The sequence below is a fragment of the Hydrogenophaga intermedia genome (assembly GCF_023715105.1).
Lineage (GTDB): Bacteria > Pseudomonadota > Gammaproteobacteria > Burkholderiales > Burkholderiaceae_C > Hydrogenophaga > Hydrogenophaga intermedia_A.
This window is the reverse complement of the sequence record NZ_JAMBNO010000009.1, coordinates 75,849-92,020: the sequence shown is the minus strand read 5'-3', so window position 1 is coordinate 92,020 and position 16,172 is coordinate 75,849. Positions and strand designations below refer to the sequence as shown.

17 protein-coding genes are annotated in these 16,172 nt (G+C 67.5%); 12 read left to right on the top strand and 5 right to left on the bottom strand.

Translation table 11 applies throughout. From position 1 onward, the window contains the following. The first annotated feature begins 57 nt into the window (after positions 1-57). The 5 genes from ugpB to ugpQ all read left to right on the top strand — a co-directional run bounded on the left by ugpB (position 58) and on the right by ugpQ (position 4,955). Positions 58-1,374 (top strand): sn-glycerol-3-phosphate ABC transporter substrate-binding protein UgpB, encoded by a 1,317-nt coding sequence (ugpB, locus tag M3149_RS10155; protein WP_251709190.1) that lies wholly within the window; start codon positions 58-60, stop codon positions 1,372-1,374. Positions 1,375-1,443: 69 nt separating this feature from the next. Beyond that, on the top strand, positions 1,444-2,331 hold the full coding sequence (ugpA, locus tag M3149_RS10150; RefSeq protein WP_251709189.1) for a sn-glycerol-3-phosphate ABC transporter permease UgpA: 888 nt from the start codon (positions 1,444-1,446) through the stop codon (positions 2,329-2,331). 13 nt (positions 2,332-2,344) lie between these two features. Further along, complete coding sequence (gene ugpE / locus M3149_RS10145; RefSeq protein ID WP_251709188.1) at positions 2,345-3,196, top strand: sn-glycerol-3-phosphate ABC transporter permease UgpE; 852 nt, start codon at positions 2,345-2,347, stop codon at positions 3,194-3,196. Next, on the top strand, positions 3,197-4,204 hold the full coding sequence (locus tag M3149_RS10140) for a sn-glycerol-3-phosphate import ATP-binding protein UgpC (protein ID WP_251709187.1): 1,008 nt from the start codon (positions 3,197-3,199) through the stop codon (positions 4,202-4,204). Position 4,205: 1 nt separating this feature from the next. Next, a complete protein-coding gene (ugpQ, locus tag M3149_RS10135) occupies positions 4,206-4,955 on the top strand; it encodes a glycerophosphodiester phosphodiesterase (RefSeq protein WP_251709186.1) in 750 nt (249 codons plus the stop codon). Positions 4,956-4,961: 6 nt separating this feature from the next. Here the strand turns inward: ugpQ and M3149_RS10130 are convergent, their stop codons facing one another. Further along, entirely contained in the window at positions 4,962-5,225 is a 264-nt protein-coding gene (locus M3149_RS10130) for a hypothetical protein (RefSeq protein ID WP_251709185.1), read from the bottom strand. A 40-nt stretch (positions 5,226-5,265) separates the two neighbouring features. Here M3149_RS10130 and hemA point away from each other — a divergent pair, with 40 nt between their 5' ends. The 5 genes from hemA to M3149_RS10105 all read left to right on the top strand — a co-directional run bounded on the left by hemA (position 5,266) and on the right by M3149_RS10105 (position 10,077). Continuing rightward, positions 5,266-6,558 (top strand): glutamyl-tRNA reductase, encoded by a 1,293-nt coding sequence (gene hemA / locus M3149_RS10125; RefSeq protein WP_251709184.1) that lies wholly within the window; start codon positions 5,266-5,268, stop codon positions 6,556-6,558. A gap of 57 nt (positions 6,559-6,615) precedes the next feature. Beyond that, on the top strand, positions 6,616-7,701 hold the full coding sequence (gene prfA / locus M3149_RS10120) for a peptide chain release factor 1 (RefSeq protein WP_251709183.1): 1,086 nt from the start codon (positions 6,616-6,618) through the stop codon (positions 7,699-7,701). Beyond that, on the top strand, positions 7,698-8,531 hold the full coding sequence (gene prmC / locus M3149_RS10115; protein ID WP_251709182.1) for a peptide chain release factor N(5)-glutamine methyltransferase: 834 nt from the start codon (positions 7,698-7,700) through the stop codon (positions 8,529-8,531). The genes prfA and prmC overlap by 4 nt, the downstream gene beginning before the upstream one ends. 46 nt (positions 8,532-8,577) lie before the next feature. Further along, the gene (gene grxD, locus M3149_RS10110; protein WP_251709181.1) at positions 8,578-8,901 is read left to right on the top strand and encodes a Grx4 family monothiol glutaredoxin; all 324 of its coding nucleotides are present in this window, start codon (positions 8,578-8,580) and stop codon (positions 8,899-8,901) included. Between the two features lie 168 nt (positions 8,902-9,069). After that, positions 9,070-10,077, top strand: coding sequence for an AAA family ATPase (locus M3149_RS10105; RefSeq protein WP_251709180.1), 1,008 nt, complete (start codon positions 9,070-9,072; stop codon positions 10,075-10,077). 111 nt (positions 10,078-10,188) lie between these two features. Here the strand turns inward: M3149_RS10105 and M3149_RS10100 are convergent, their stop codons facing one another. Both M3149_RS10100 and M3149_RS10095 read right to left on the bottom strand, forming a co-directional pair. After that, positions 10,189-10,815, bottom strand: a complete 627-nt coding sequence (locus M3149_RS10100) for a lytic transglycosylase domain-containing protein (protein WP_251709179.1) — start codon at positions 10,813-10,815, stop codon at positions 10,189-10,191. Then, positions 10,812-12,557: a proline--tRNA ligase gene (locus M3149_RS10095; RefSeq protein WP_251709178.1), complete on the bottom strand. Its 1,746-nt coding sequence runs from the start codon at positions 12,555-12,557 to the stop codon at positions 10,812-10,814. Before M3149_RS10095 ends, M3149_RS10100 begins: the two co-directional genes overlap by 4 nt. 171 nt (positions 12,558-12,728) lie before the next feature. Here M3149_RS10095 and M3149_RS10090 point away from each other — a divergent pair, with 171 nt between their 5' ends. Together M3149_RS10090 and M3149_RS10085 are read left to right on the top strand one after the other, a co-directional pair. Continuing rightward, positions 12,729-13,361 (top strand): RNA pyrophosphohydrolase, encoded by a 633-nt coding sequence (locus M3149_RS10090; protein WP_251709177.1) that lies wholly within the window; start codon positions 12,729-12,731, stop codon positions 13,359-13,361. Then, positions 13,358-13,870 carry a CNP1-like family protein gene (locus M3149_RS10085; protein ID WP_251709176.1) on the top strand — a complete coding sequence of 171 codons (513 nt, stop codon included), beginning with the start codon at positions 13,358-13,360 and terminating at the stop codon, positions 13,868-13,870. Before M3149_RS10090 ends, M3149_RS10085 begins: the two co-directional genes overlap by 4 nt. Positions 13,871-13,890: 20 nt before the next feature. On the opposite strand, the gene proB is transcribed toward M3149_RS10085, so the two are convergent. Together proB and cgtA are read right to left on the bottom strand one after the other, a co-directional pair. Then, complete coding sequence (gene proB / locus M3149_RS10080) at positions 13,891-15,003, bottom strand: glutamate 5-kinase (RefSeq protein ID WP_251709289.1); 1,113 nt, start codon at positions 15,001-15,003, stop codon at positions 13,891-13,893. 83 nt (positions 15,004-15,086) lie between these two features. Continuing rightward, complete coding sequence (gene cgtA / locus M3149_RS10075) at positions 15,087-16,160, bottom strand: Obg family GTPase CgtA (RefSeq protein WP_251709175.1); 1,074 nt, start codon at positions 16,158-16,160, stop codon at positions 15,087-15,089. Between the last annotated feature and the right edge of the window lie 12 nt (positions 16,161-16,172).

Below are 16,172 nucleotides of genomic sequence, written 5' to 3'. Positions count from 1 at the left end.
CGTCACAAAAGACCGATAGCCTGCGACCTTCGCAGACCACAACCCTCAGGAGATCCGATGAAACCCAGATTCCTTCCCACCCTGGGCGCGATGGCCCTGGCCAGCGCCTTTGCCCTGCCCGCCCACGCCCAGACCGAGATCCAGTGGTGGCATTCCATGACCGGCGGCCTCAACGACTGGGTGATCGACATCTCCAACGAGTTCAACGCCAGCCAGAAGGAGTACAAGGTCGTGCCGACCTACAAGGGCTCCTACGACGAGTCGATGACCGCCTCGATTGCGGCCTTCCGCGCCGGCAACGCCCCGCACATCCTGCAGGTCTACGAGGTGGGCACCGCCACGATGATGGCCGCCAAGGGCGCCATCGTGCCTGTGGGCAAGGTGCTGGCCGATGCCGGCTACAAGTTCGACCCCAAGGCATACATCCCTGCGGTGGTGGGCTACTACACCGCGCCCAACGGCCAGATGCTGAGCTTCCCGTTCAACAGTTCGACCACCGTGCTCAACTACAACAAGGACCTGTTCAAGAAGGCCGGCCTGGACCCGAACACGCCGCCCAGGACCTGGCCTGAGCTGGTGCTGGCCGCGGCGAAACTGAAGGCTTCGGGGGTGTCCTGCCCGTTCACCACCAGCTGGCAAGGCTGGACGCAGCTCGAGAGTTTCTCGACCTGGCACAACACCCTGTTCGCGACCCAGAACAACGGCTTTGGCGGGACTTCCGCGCGGCTGGCGTTCAACAGCCCGCTTCATGTGCGCCACATCGAAAACCTCGCCAACATGGCCAAGCAGGGTCTGTTCCACTACCGCGGTCGAGGCAACAAGGGTGATGCGCCCTTCTACTCCGGCGAATGCGCCATGGCCACCGCGAGCTCGTCCACCTACGCCAGCATCAAGAAGAACGCCAAGTTCGACTTCGGCATTGCCCCGCTGCCCTACTACCCGGACGTGCAGGGTGCGCCGCAGAACACCATCATCGGCGGCGCTTCGCTGTGGGTGATGTCGGGCAAGAAGCCCGCCGAATACAAAGGCGTGGCCGCCTTCTTCAATCACCTCACCAACGCCGAAATCCAGGCCAAGAGCCACCAGCGTACCGGCTATCTGCCGATCACGCTGGCGTCGTTCGCGCTGACGGAGAAGTCGGGCTTCTACAAGGAGAACCCGGGCACCGACACCGCTGTGAACCAGATGATCCGCAAGACCACCGACAAGTCGCGTGGCGTGCGCCTGGGCAACTTCAACCAGATCCGGGCCATCATGGATGAGGAGCTGGAGCTGGTGTGGTCGGGCAAGAAGACCGCCAAGGAAGCGCTGGATGAAGCCGTGCGACGCGGCAACGAGCAGCTCGAGCGTTTCGAGCGCGCCAACAAGGGCTGAGCTACAGTCTTGCCCCCGATGTAGACACGGCCGGGCTCGCCCGGCCGTTTTGATGCCCGGAGCCAATCCTTGGCCGTAGAAAAACGCGTTCGCTTCAAGAGCTGGTGGCTGCCGGCGGTGCTTCTCGCACCGCAGGTGGCCGTCATCGCAATCTTCTTTTTCTGGCCCGCCGGGCAGGCACTGCTGCAATCGCTACAGCAGCAGGACGCCTTCGGCACAGCCACCGAATGGGTGGGTCTGGACAACTTCCGCCGCCTGCTGGCAGACCAGAGTTACCTGGCCTCGTTCAGGACGACGGCCGTGTTCTCGGTGCTGGTGGCTGGGCTGGGGCTTGCGATCTCGCTGGCGCTTGCGGTGTTTGCCGATCGTGTGGTCCGCGGCGCTTCGTTCTACAAAGCCCTGCTGATCTGGCCCTATGCCGTGGCACCCGCCGTGGCCGGCGTGCTGTGGCTGTTCATGTTCGCCCCGTCGATCGGCATCGTGAGCTACGCGTTGCGCCAGATCGGTATCGAATGGAACCACCTGCTCAACAGCAACCAGGCGATGGCGCTCATCGTGTTCGCGGCGGTCTGGAAACACATTTCGTACAACTTCCTGTTCTTCCTGGCCGGCCTTCAGTCCATCCCGCGCAGCCTGATCGAGGCCGCGGCGATCGACGGCGCGGGCCCATGGCGGCGCTTCTGGAGCATCGTGTTCCCGCTGTTGTCGCCCACCACCTTCTTCCTGCTGGTGATCAACATCGTCTATGCGTTCTTCGACACATTTGCCATCGTGGATGCCACCACCGAAGGCGGCCCGGGCAAGGAGACGGCGATCCTGGTCTACAAGGTCTACTACGACGGCTTCAAGGCGCTGGACCTCGGCGGCTCGGCCGCACAGTCGGTGGTGCTGATGGCCATCGTCGTGGTGCTCACCGTGATCCAGTTCCGCTACGTCGAGCGCAAGGTGAACTACTGAGGCCACGAGACACATGGTTGAACGCCGCCCGCTTGCCACCGCCATCTCGCACATCGTCCTCGTGCTTGGGGTGATCATCATCGCCTTCCCGCTTTACATCACCTTCGTGGCGAGCACCCACACCGCGCAGGACATCGTTCAGGTGCCCATGCCGCTGTTGCCCGGCCCGCACCTGGTCGAGAACTACACACAAGCCATCCAGGGAACCAGCGGCAGTGCTGCGTCCACCGCACCGGTGGGCCGCATGATGATCGTCAGCCTGATCACCGCGCTGGCCATCGCCATCGGCAAGATCGCGATCTCGCTGCTCTCGGCCTTCGCGATCGTCTACTTCCGCTTTCCGGGACGCATGTTCTTCTTCTGGGCCATCTTCGTCACGCTGATGCTGCCGGTGGAGGTGCGCATCGGCCCGACCTACCAGGTGGTGTCCGACCTGGGCATGCTCAACACCTATGCCGGCCTCACGGTGCCGCTGATTGCGAGCGCCACCGCCACCTTCCTGTTCCGCCAGTTCTTCCTGACCGTGCCTGACGAACTGGTGGAGGCCGCGCGCGTGGACGGCGCAGGTCCGATGCGCTTCTTCTGGGACGTGCTGCTGCCGCTGTCGGCCACCAGCGTCGCCGCGCTCTTTGTCATTCAGTTCATTTACGGCTGGAACCAGTACCTCTGGCCTTTGCTTGTCACCACCGATGAAAGCATGTACCCGGTGGTGATGGGCATCAAGCGCATGATTTCTGGCGGCGATGCCGCCAACGACTGGAACATCGTCATGGCCACCGCCATCCTGGCGATGATTCCACCCGCGCTGGTGGTGCTGCTCATGCAGCGCTGGTTTGTCAAGGGCCTTGTGGACTCCGAGAAGTAAATGGCAGCCATCCGATTCAACAACGTCGTCAAGCGATACGGCCACGGCAAGCACGCCCTTCAGGTTATCCATGGCGTCAATGCCGACATCAGCGACGGCGAATTCATCGTCATCGTCGGCCCTTCGGGCTGCGGCAAGAGCACGCTGCTGCGCATGGTGGCCGGGCTGGAGGAAATCACCGGGGGCGAGATCTGCATCGGCCCGCGCGTGGTCAACCAGCTCGAGCCGGCCGAGCGCGACATCGCCATGGTGTTCCAGAACTACGCGCTCTACCCGCACATGAGCGTGTTCGACAACATGGCCTACGGCCTGAAGATCGCCAAGGTGCCCAAGGACGAGATCAGGACCCGCGTGGACAAGGCCGCGAAGATCCTCGAACTCGGCCACCTGCTGGAGCGCAAGCCGCGCCAGCTCTCGGGCGGGCAGCGCCAGCGCGTGGCCATGGGCCGCGCCATCGTGCGCCAGCCGCAGGTCTTCCTGTTCGACGAGCCGCTGTCCAACCTGGACGCCAAGCTGCGCGCGCAGACCCGCATCGAGATCCAGAAGCTGCACCGCGAGCTGGGCATCACCAGCCTGTTCGTCACGCACGACCAGGTCGAGGCCATGACGCTGGCGCAGCGCATGATCGTGATGAACGCCGGTCACATGGAGCAGTTCGGCACGCCCGAAGAGGTCTACAACCGCCCGGCCACCACCTTCGTGGCCAGCTTCATCGGCTCGCCGCCGATGAACCTGCTCAAGCACGCCCCCGGCGCGCGCGAGGGTCGCATCCTGGGCGTGCGCCCGGAACACCTGGACGTCGGCAACGACGGCTGGGAGCTCGCCGTGGACACGGTGGAGTTGCTGGGCGCCGAGCGCCTGGTGCATTGCCGCCTGGGCGACGAAACGGTGATCATCCGCACGCACGAGGACGCAGGATCGCCGGCGGTGGGCAGCACCATCCGCGCCAAGCCCCGTGAAGACCGCCAGCACTGGTTCGACGCCGCCACCGGGCACCGGATCGACTGACATGCCCGCCCTGCCCCCCTGGCCCTACCCGCTGTGGATCGCCCACCGCGGCGCCGGCAAGCTGGCACCCGAGAACACACTGGCCGCCTTCCGGCTCGGTGCCGCGCACGGTTACCGCATGTACGAGTGCGACGCCAAGCTCAGTGCCGATGGCGTGGTGTTCCTGCTGCACGACGCGACGCTGGAGCGCACCACCAACGGCCAGGGCGTGGCCGGCGAGCGACACTGGACGACGCTGAGCCGGCTGGACGCCGGCGGCTGGCATTCGCGCGCTTTTGCGGGCGAACCCCTGGCCACCCTGTCGGCGGTGGCGCGACACTGCCAGGCGCATCGGCACTGGCTCAACATCGAGATCAAGCCCACGCCCGGGCAGGAGCTGGAGACCGGCCGCGTGGTGGCCGCCGAGGCGCAACGCCTGTGGGTGCACCAGCCCGAGCGCGCGCCGCTGCTGACCTCCTTCCAGCCCGAAGCGCTGCGCGGCGCGCGCGATGCCGCGCCCGATCTGCCGCGCGGGCTGCTGTTGGACACGCTGTGGAACGGCTGGCTCGACAAAGCGCAGGAACTGGGCGTACAGGCCATCGTCTGCAACCACGCGCTGTGGGACCGTGCCCTGGTGCGCATCGCGCGCACCGAAGGCTGGCGCATGCTGGCCTACACCGTGAACGACGAGTGGGCCGCCGAGCGGCTGATTGACCTCGGCCTGGACGGCATCATCACCGACCGCGTGGACCTGTTTGCACCGGTGAGCTAGATTTGGTCAGCGGCTGCCGCGCAGCCACCACGCCAGACTGCCCTGCGCCAGCACCAGCGCCGCGTAGGTGAGCATGCGCCCGTCGCGGCCGAACACCACCAGGCCGGCCACCAGCACCACCACCCCGGCCGCGATCAACGCCGCCAGCTGGGCGCCTTTGCCCAGGCGCACCGCCCGGCGCCAGCGCAAACCGGCCCACAGCAGCAGCGCGACCACCACCGCTGGTGCAATGAAGGCCACGACATGCCCCAGAAAGAGGAGAATGGTCACGGCATCCCTTTCATAAGGCGCAAATTTTATAATCGGCAACATGTCTGTCTGGGCGCTCGGCATCAACCACCAAACGGCTCCGCTCGATCTGCGGGGCCGTTTCGCGTTCGCGCTCGACCAGATCCAGCCCACGCTGCACCAGTTGCGCACGCGCCTGCCGCGCCAGCCCGAGGCCACGCTGCTGTCCACCTGCAACCGCACCGAGCTGTACGGCGCGGGTGATCCCGCCGCGATGGAGCCCACCATCGACTGGCTGGCCCAGACCGGCGGCGTGAGCGCGCAGGTGCTGCGCCACCACGCCTATGTGCTGCGCGACGACCAGGCCGCGCGACACGCCTTCCGGGTGGCCAGCGGGCTGGACAGCATGGTGCTCGGCGAGGCGCAGATCCTGGGCCAGATGAAAGACGCGGTGCGCGTGGCCGACCAGGCCGGCGCGCTGGGCACCACGCTGCACCAGCTGTTCCAGCGCTCGTTCGCGGTCGCCAAGCAGGTGCGCACCTCCACCGAAATCGGCGCCCACTCCATCAGCATGACGGCCGCGGCCGTGCGCCTGGCCTCCCAGCTGTTCGAGGACCTGCGCGAAATCCGCGTGCTGTTCGTGGGCGCGGGCGAAATGATCGAGCTCGCCGCCACGCACTTTGCGGCCCGCACGCCCAAGGGCATGGTGATCGCCAACCGCACCATGGAGCGCGGCGAAAAACTGGCCGGGCGCTTTGGCGCGCAGGTGATGCGGCTGGCCGAGGTGCCCGAGCGCCTGCACGAGTTCGACGCCGTGGTGAGCTGCACCGCGAGCACACTGCCCATCATCGGTCTGGGCGCGGTGGAACGCGCGCTCAAGAAGCGCAGGCACCGCCCCATGTTCATGGTCGACCTTGCGGTGCCGCGCGACATCGAGGCCGAAGTCAAGGGTCTGGACGACATCTTCCTCTACACCGTGGACGACCTCGCCCACGTGGTACAGACCGGCAAGGACAACCGCCAGGCCGCCGTGGCGCAGGCCGAGGCCATCATCGACGCCGGCGTGCTCAGCTTCATGCACTGGATGGAGCGGCGCGATCCCGAAAACGGGGTGGTGCCGCTGATCCAGCAGATCAACGCCCAGGCCGACGCCTGGCGTGCCCACGAACTCGCCCGCGCCAAGCGCCTGCTGGCGCGCGGGGAGCCGGTGGAAGCGGTGCTCGAGGCCCTGTCCAAGGGGCTCACCCAGAAGATGCTGCACGGCACCCTGGCCGAACTGCACAGCGGCGACGCCGCCGCCCGCGCGGCCACGGCCGAGACCGTGTCGCGGTTGTTCCTGCGCGAGAGCCCGGCCCCGCGCGAACCGCGCTCCTAGACCGCACACCGCACGCCCGGGCGGCTGCCGCGGGCTTGCGCACGCCATGCCGCGCCCATGAAACCCTTCGTCCGTAGCTCCCTGCAACGCCTGCGCGCGCGCCTGCACGAACTTGACGCCCTGCTCTCGGCCGCCGACGTGGTGGACGACATGGCGCGCTTTCGCGCCCTGAGCAAGGAACACGCGGAGGCCAGCGAGGTGGTGTCCGTGTACGAACGCTTCCTGCAGCGCGAAGCCGATCTGGACGCCGCGCAAGCCCTGCTGCGCGACCCGGAGATGGCCGACATGGCGCGCGAGGAGATCACCGCCTGCGAGGCCGACCTTGCCACGCTCGACACCGAGCTGCAGACCCTACTGCTGCCGCGCGACCCGGACGATGCGCGCAATGCCTTCGTGGAAATCCGCGCGGGCACCGGCGGCGACGAGTCCGCCCTGTTCGCGGGCGATCTGGCGCGCCTGTACACCCGCTATGCCGAGCGCCAGGGCTGGCGCGTGGAGGTCATGAGCGAATCGCCCGCGGAACTCGGCGGGTACAAGGAGGTGGTGCTGCGCATCGAGGGCGACGGTGCCTACGGCCGCTTGCGCTTCGAATCGGGCGGCCACCGCGTGCAGCGCGTGCCGGCCACCGAGGCACAGGGTCGCATCCACACCAGCGCCGCCACAGTGGCGGTGATGCCCGAGCCCGACGAGACGCAGGCGATCGAGCTCAACCCGGCCGAGCTGCGCATCGACACCTTCCGCGCCAGCGGCGCGGGTGGCCAGCACATCAACAAGACCGACTCGGCCGTGCGCGTGACGCACCTGCCCACCGGCATCACCGCCGAATGTCAGGACGGGCGCAGCCAGCACAGCAACAAGGCCAAGGCGCTGCAGGTGCTGGCCGCGCGCCTGCGCGAGAAGGACCGCGCCGAGCGGGCCGCCAAGGAAGCCGCCACGCGCAAGGGCCTGATCGGCAGCGGCGACCGCAGCGACCGCATCCGCACTTACAACTTCCCGCAGGGCCGGCTCACCGACCACCGCATCAACCTCACGATCTACCAACTCACGAGCGTGATGGAGGGCGAACTCGACGAGGTGGTGCGCGCGTTGCAGGTGGCGCGGGGTGCCGAGCTGATGGCCGAGCTCGAACACAGCGCGCCATGACCCTGGCGGCCCGGCTCACCGCCTTGCAGGCCGCCGGCCTGCCGCGCCTGGAGGCGCAGCAACTGCTGCTGCTGGCGCTGGGCCGCGACCCGCACGACCGCGCCTGGCTGACGGCGCATGATGATCAGACGCTCGATGCCAACGCCAGCACACGGCTGGACGCCCTGCTGGCCCGCCACCGCGCGGGCGAGCCCATGGCCTACCTGCGCGGCGAGCAGGCGTTCTTCGGCCTGCCCTTGCGGGTGGACCGGCGCGTGCTCGCCCCGCGGCCCGACACCGAGACCCTGGTGCAGTGGGCGCTGGACGTGCTGGCCGAGCGCCCCCCCGCGGCGCGGGTGATCGATCTGGGTACCGGCAGCGGCGCGATCGCGCTGGCCCTGAAACACCAGCGCCCCGCGCTGCGCATGCACGCCAGCGATGCCAGTGCAGACGCGCTGGCCGTGGCGCGCGAGAACGCCGCGCGCCTGGGCCTGGAGCTCGCCCTGCACCAGGGCGGCTGGCTGGCGGCCACGCCGGGCGAGCGCTTCGACCTGATCGTCAGCAACCCGCCGTACATTGCCGAAGGCGACCCCCACCTGCCGGGCTTGGCACACGAGCCCATCGGCGCCCTGACGGCTGGCGCGGACGGCCTGGACGACATCCGCGCCATCGTGAAGCAGGCGCCCGACGCCCTGTTGCCCGGCGGCTGGCTCCTGCTGGAACACGGCCACGACCAGGGCGCCGCGGTGCAGGCCTTGCTGCGCGAGCGCGGCTTCGAGGCCGTCGGTGGCCGCACCGATCTGGCGGGCATCGTGCGCTGCAGCGGCGGGCGCTGGCCGGCGGCGCGATAATCGCCCTATCGCCGGCCCGCTGCCGGCTTGCACAGGAATCCATCCCATGAGCGACACCCAGACCCGCATTGACCAACTGGTCAAGTCCAACGACGTCGTGCTCTTCATGAAGGGCAACGCGAGCTTCCCCATGTGCGGCTTCTCGGGCCGCGCGATCCAGATCCTCAAGGCCAGCGGCGTGGACCCGAAGTCCCTCGTTACCGTCAACGTGCTCGAGGACGAGGCCATCCGCCAGGGCATCAAGGAATACAGCAACTGGCCCACCATCCCGCAGCTCTACGTCAAGGGCGAGTTCATCGGCGGCTCGGACATCATGATGGAGATGTACCAATCGGGCGAGTTGCAGCAGGTACTGGGTTCGCAGGGCTGAGCGCCCGTTCGCGCCACACACGAAGCCGCCCGCGAGGCGGCTTCGTGCTTTTGGTCACGTGCGCGAGCAAAGTGAACACAAGCGGGGATTTCCCGGTCCTGTTCGGGGTTCAAGGCGGGCACGGACTGTGCTTGAATGAAAGTGCCGAACCGCTTGAAGGAGAGTTCCATGAGCAGCTCACGCAGCCTGGTTGCATCCCCTCCCCTGGGCCTGCCCATCGCCCAGATGCGCAGCGTGTTCAAACCCGAGGAGGTGGAACGCAAGCTCGCCAAGTTGCAGGCCAGCGGCAACGACCGCGAGCACGAAAGCCTGCGCAACACCTGGCAGCGCATGCTCGAGCGGGGCCCGCAGCGCTTTGCCGTCAAGCCCTCGGGCGTGCCCGACATGGCGCCGCTCTACGACCTGATGCCCAATTTTGGTGAAGCGCTGGACGACGTGAAGCGCCACGTGGCGCTGAGCCAGGACAGCCGTGACAGCCTGGAGCTCACGCCCATGCTGCTGCTGGGCCCCCCCGGCGTGGGCAAGACCCACTTCGCACGCCAGATCGCGGAACTGTTGGGCACCAGCATGAACCTCGTGCCCATGAGCAGCATGACCGCGGGCTGGCTGCTCTCAGGTTCGTCATCGCAGTGGAAAGGCGCCCGCCCGGGCAAGGTGTTCGAGGCGCTGGTCGATGGGCAGTACGCCAACCCGGTGATCGTGGTGGACGAGATCGACAAGGCGGCGGGCGAAGCCCAGTACGACCCGCTGGGCGCGCTCTACAGCCTGCTCGAGCACGACACGGCGCAGAGCTTTGTGGACGAGTTCGCCGAGGTGCCGATCGACGCCAGCCAGGTGATCTGGGTCACCACCGCCAACGACGAGCGCGCCATCCCCGAGCCCATTCTCAACCGCATGAACGTGTTCGAGATCCAGGCGCCATCGCCCGAAGCCGCCCGAAAGATCGCCGCCAACCTGTACCGAGGCATTCGCGGTGAACACGACTGGGGCCAGCGTTTCGACCCCGAACCGGCGGCCGACGTGCTCGACCTCCTGGGCAGCCTGCCGCCGCGCGAGATGCGCCGCGCGCTGGTCACCGCCTTCGGCAACGCACGCCTGGCCAGCCGCTACACCATAGAACCCGACGACCTCCCCCGCGGCGGCCCTGGCAAAGGCCGCATCGGCTTTCTGCAATAACTACGCGAATGAGGCGGCCCTAACCGAGGGATGCCGCGGAACTGGCTTCGCCAGGCCGCAGGCATCGCCCCCTTGAGGGGGTCGCGCGCAGCGCGGCGGGGGGGTGCTCTGTCAAGCGTCGGGGTGCGCCCAGCGGCGCATCGCGGCGTACACCGCGTTCGGGTACGGCGCGCGGCCGCGGCTGCCGTTGTAGCGCCCCAGCGCGTAGAAGGTGTCGCCACGCTCGCGGTCGAGGTAGTGACGCAGGATCACGCAACCGAAGCTGATGTTGGCGTTGAGCTGGAACAGGAGACTGGCGTCACCGTTGCCGATGAGCCGCGCCCAAAACGGCATGACCTGCATGTAGCCGCGCGCACCCACGACCGACACCGCGAACTTGCGGAACGCGCTCTCGACCTGGATCACGCCCATCACCATGGTCGGGTCCAGGCCCTGGCGGGTGGCGTAGTACCAGACGGTTCGCAGGAATTCATCGCGCTCGAGCGGGTGACTTTTCTGCCGGGCCAGTCGCGGACCGATGTCGCGACTCCACCGTTCGAAGCGCTCGCGGGATGCCTGCGGGAGCAGTTCGTGGTTGGGCGGTCCGGCGGACTCGATGGCCATGCGCAACGCCCCGCGCACCGAGTCGGCCAGGGGTTCCTCCACCTGACCGGCGTGCACGGTGGGCAGCCAGGCCGACGCACCGACCGATACCAGCCCGAGCAGGCTGTCGCGACGCGTCCAGCCCGGCAGCTTCATGCCTGCAGACGGCCCTTCACGTGGGCCACGATGTCGGCGAGTTTGACCGCGGTGGCGGCGCTGTCGCGGCGGTGCTGGTATTCCACCTCACCGGCCTTGAGGCCACGGTCGCCAATGGTGATGCGGTGCGGCACGCCGATCAGCTCCCAGTCGGCAAACATCGCGCCCGGGCGCTCGCCGCGGTCGTCGAGGATCACGTCCACACCGTCGTTCAGGAGTTGCATGTAGAGATTGTCGGCCGCGGCCTTCACATCGGCACTGCGGTCCATGCCGATCGGGCACACCACGACCGTGAACGGCGCGATCGCGTCCGGCCAGACGATGCCGCGCTCGTCGTGGTTCTGCTCGATGGCGGCCGCCGGCAGGCGCGTGATGCCGATGCCGTAGCACCCCATCTCGAAATGCTTGGGCTTGCCGTCTTCGTCCAGGAAGGTGGCGTTCATGGCCTTGCTGTACTTGGTGCCCAGGTAGAACACATGCCCGACCTCGATACCACGCTCGATGGCGAGCGCGCCTTTGCCGTCGGGCGAGGGGTCACCCTCGACCACATTGCGAATGTCGGCCACCTGTGTCGGCTCGGGCAGGTCGCGGCCCCAGTTCACGCCGGTCAGGTGCACGTCAATCTCGTTGCCGCCGCAGATCCAGTCGGCCATCACCGCCACTTCGCGGTCCACCACCAACCGCACCGGCTGCTTCAGGCCGATGGGGCCGAGGTAGCCCGGCTTGCAGCCGAAGTGGGCCTCGATCTCGGGCACGGTGGCAAAACGAAAGCCCTTGTCCAGGCCCGCCACCTTGGCAACCTTGACCTCGTTCATGTCGTGATCGCCACGCAGCAGCAGCAACCAGACCGTTGACTTCACCACCTCGCCGGCCTCGTCGAGTTCGTCGGTGGCGAGCACGATTGACTTGACCGTCGTGGCCAGTGGTACGCCCAGCAGCGCAGCGACGTCGGCGCAGGTGGCCTTGCCCGGCGTGGGCGTGCGCGTGAGCGGATTGGCCGGCGCGGGCCGCGGGCCGGTGGGCGCCAGCGCCTCGGCCTTTTCCATATTGGCGGCGTAGTCGCTGTTCGGGCAATACACGATCGCGTCCTCGCCGGTAGCGGCGATCACCTGGAACTCCTCGCTCAGATCGCCCCCGATGGCGCCGCTGTCGGCCGCGACGGCGCGGTAGCGCAGACCGAAGCGATCGAAGATGCGGCGGTAGGCCGCGGCCATGGCCTGGTAGCTCGCCTTGGCGCCGGCCTCGTCACGATCGAAGCTGTAGGCGTCCTTCATGATGAACTCGCGTCCGCGCATGAGGCCAAAGCGGGGACGGCGCTCGTCGCGAAACTTGGTCTGGATCTGGTACAGGTTGCGCGGCAGCAGCTTGTAGCTGCGCAGTTCCTGGCGCGCCACGTCCGTCACCACCTCCTCGCTGGTGGGCTGGACGACGAAGTCGCGATCATGGCGGTCCTTGATGCGCAGCAGCTCGGGCCCCATCTTCTCGAAGCGGCCGGTTTCCTGCCAGAGCTCGGCGGGCTGAACCACCGGCATCGTCATCTCCACCGCCCCGGCGCGGTTCATCTCCTCGCGCACGATGTTCTCGATCTTGCGGATCACGCGCAGGCCCATGGGCATGTAGTTGTAGATGCCGGCACCCAGCTTGCGGACCATGCCGGCGCGCGTCATGAGCCGGTGACTCACCACCTCGGCGTCGGCGGGGGCTTCCTTGAGCGTGGTGATGAGGAACTGACTGGCTTTCATGAACAGGATGGGGCGCCGTTTCGGTGCACGGTGGCTGCGTTCGGGTGGGGGACGCGCGGGGCGCTGGCGGGTTTTCCCTAGGCGGTGCGCGGGCTTGAGCGGTGTGTGGTCACTTCGCTTCCCACAGGGGGCGAGGCATAATGACCACAGTTCAAAAATCCGAGGTTGATTATGCTTGACAGAGAGGGTTTCAGGCCCAATGTCGGCATCATTCTGCTCAACCAGAAGAACCAGGTGTTCTGGGGCAAGCGCATCCGCTCCCATTCCTGGCAGTTTCCGCAAGGCGGCATCGACCGGGGCGAGACGCCCGAGCAGGCGATGTACCGGGAATTGCACGAGGAAGTCGGTCTGCGCCCCGAGCACGTGAGCATCGTGGCCCGCACGCGGGACTGGTTGCGCTACGAAGTGCCGGACCGCTTCATCCGTCGGGATGCGCGCGGCCACTACAAGGGCCAGAAGCAGATCTGGTACCTGCTGCGACTGGTCGCACAGGACTGGCAGTTGAACCTGCGCGCCACCAACCACCCCGAGTTCGACGCCTGGCGCTGGAACGACTACTGGGTGCCGCTGGACGTGGTGGTCGAGTTCAAGCGCGGCGTATACGAAATGGCACTCACCGAACTGTCGCGATACCTGCCGCGGGTGGACAGCCAGCGCAACCGGTATCTGCGCCACGGCGGCCGCGGGCATGCGGGCGACTTCGGCCCGCAGACCGCACCGATGGGCATCGAGTTGCCGCCGGGCGGCAGCTTCGATCCCGTACCAGGCCCAGACACCCGCTTGCTCGACACCGGATCCGAATGACATTCACCACCATCCGGCTCGCCGCCGTCGCCGCGGCCTGGGCCATCGCCGCCACGCCCACCTGGGCACAGGTGGACGAGCCCGCACCCTGGACCGAGGCGCCCACGGCGCCACCCGCCACCTGGAGCGCAGACCGCGCGGTCGAGTTTCGCCTCGGCAACACGACCACGTTGCGCTACGCGATCGACCCACAGACCCTCAGCGTGGGCGAAGACGGTGTGGTGCGCTACGTGTTCATCGCGCGCAGCAGCAGTGGCGCGATCAATGCGCTGTACGAGGGCGTGCGCTGCCAGACCGCGGAGGTCAAGGTGTATGCGCGATGGGATCCGGATGCCCGGCAATGGCGCAGCAGCGCCGACGAGTCGTGGCAGGCGATGGACTTTCGAGGTGCCACGCGGCGCGCGCTGCAGATGGCGCGTGGCGGCTTGTGCGATGGCAAAGTGGCCAATCGCTCGACTGCACTGATGCTGGACGCGCTTCGCAACGGGCGCGCCGATCAGTTTCGGTAACCGACTGACGCTGTGGGCTCTCAGCCCCGGCTGAGCACGAGGTTGTCGCGGTGGATCATCTCGGGCTCACCCACGTACCCCAGCAGGCGTTCGAAGTCCGACGAGGACTTGCGGCACAGCAGGCGCGCTTCCGAACTGGCGTAGTTGGCCAGGCCACGTGCGATCTCCGCGCCCCGGGCATCGCGCACGGCGATCACATCGCCGCGCGAAAACTCTCCCTCGACCGCCGTCATGCCGATGGGCAACAGGCTCTTGCCCTCGCCCAGGATCTTGCTGACCGCACCGTCATCAACCAGCACGGCGCCGCGCAACTGCAGGTGGTCCGAGATCCAGCGCTTGCGCGCCTGGTGCTTGGCGGTCTGCGCCACCAGGGCGGTGCCGATCGCCTCGCCGCGTGACAGGCGCAACAACACATCGGGCTCACGTCCCCAGGCAATGACGGTGGAAGCGCCCGAGCCGGCCGCGCGTTTGGCCGCCAGGATCTTGGTGATCATGCCGCCCTTGCCGATACCCGACCCCGCCCCACCAGCCATGGCCTCGAGCGCCGGATCGCCCGCGCGGGCCACGTCCACGAACCGGGCCTGCGGATCGCGACGCGGGTCGGCCGTGTACAAGCCCTTCTGGTCGGTCAGGATGATGAGCACATCGGCCTCGACCAGGTTGGCCACCAACGCGCCGAGCGTGTCGTTGTCACCGAACTTGATCTCGTCGTTGACCACGGTGTCGTTCTCGTTGATCACGGGAACCACGCCGAGCTGCAGCAAGGTCAACAGGGTGGAGCGGGCGTTGAGGTAACGCTCGCGATCGGCCAGGTCGGCGTGCGTGAGCAGCACCTGAGCACTGCCCACACCGCAGGCACGAAGCTGGGTTTCGTACATCTGCACCAAGCCCATCTGCCCGACGGCAGCAGCGGCCTGCAACTCGTGGATTTCCTTGGGCCGGGTGCGCCAGCCCAGGCGCTTCATGCCCTCGGCCACGGCGCCGCTGCTGACCATGATGAGCTCACGCCCTTGCTGCACCAGCGCGGCCAGTTGCTGGCTCCACTGCCGGATGGCGTCTTCGTCGAGGCCGCGCCCTTCGTTGGTCACCAGGCTGGAGCCCACCTTGACCACGATGCGCCGCGCCTCCTGCAGCAGGGCGCTGGCATGGCCGGCGGTCACCTCGGCGGCTGGATCGAAAGCCGGGACGCGGTCGGCAGGGATGAGGGAGGTGTCGGTCATTCGTCTGTCGTCGAGGGGCCGAAACGGGGATCGACGTCCACGGGCACCTGCTCGCTGCGGTGCACGTTGTGGATGTGCTCGAACACCTTTTGCACGAGCAGCTCGCAGCCCTCGCGCGTGAGCGCCGAGATCTGGAACACCGGCCCCTTGTAGCGCAGCCGGCGCACGATGTCCTTGATGCGCTGGTCGCGCTCGTCGGCGGGCAGCATGTCCACCTTGTTCAGCACCAGCCAGCGTGGCTTGTCGTACAGGGCGGGGTCGAATTTCTTGAGCTCTGCAGCGATCGCGCGCACTTGCGCCACCGGGTCCACCGTCTCGTCGAACGGCGCTGCGTCGACGAGGTGCAACAGCAGCCGCGTGCGCTGCAGGTGCCGCAGGAACTGGTGCCCCAGGCCCGCGCCCTCCGAAGCGCCTTCGATCAGGCCAGGCACGTCGGCGACCACAAAACTTTTCTCGGGCCCGACACGAACCACGCCCAGGTTGGGATGCAGGGTGGTGAAGGGGTAGTCGGCGATCTTCGGCCGGGCGTTCGAGATGGCCGCGATCAAGGTGGACTTGCCCGCATTGGGCATGCCCAGCAGACCCACGTCGGCCAGCACCTTGAGCTCGAGCTTGAGCGCCTTGCGTTCGCCGGGCCAGCCCGGCGTCTTCTGCCGCGGGGCTCGGTTGGTCGAACTCTTGTAGTGCATGTTGCCAAAGCCGCCGTCACCGCCCTTGGCAATCAGGACCTGCTCGCCCGGGGTGAGCAGCTCACACACCACGGCGCCGGTTTCGGCGTCCGAGATGATCGTGCCCACCGGCATGCGCAGAATGATGTCGTCGCCTTTGACGCCGAACATGTCCGAGCCCTTGCCGTGCTCACCACGCTCGGCCTCGAAACGGCGCGTGTAGCGAAAATCGACCAGGGTGTTCAGCCCGGCGTCGGCCAGGGCGTACACGTGCCCGCCGCGACCACCGTCGCCGCCGTCCGGCCCCCCGAATTCCTTGTACTTCTCGTGCCGGAACGACGCACAGCCGTTCCCGCCATCGCCCGCGGCGACGTCGATGAAGGCCTCGTCGACGAATTTCATGGTGGTGGTTGT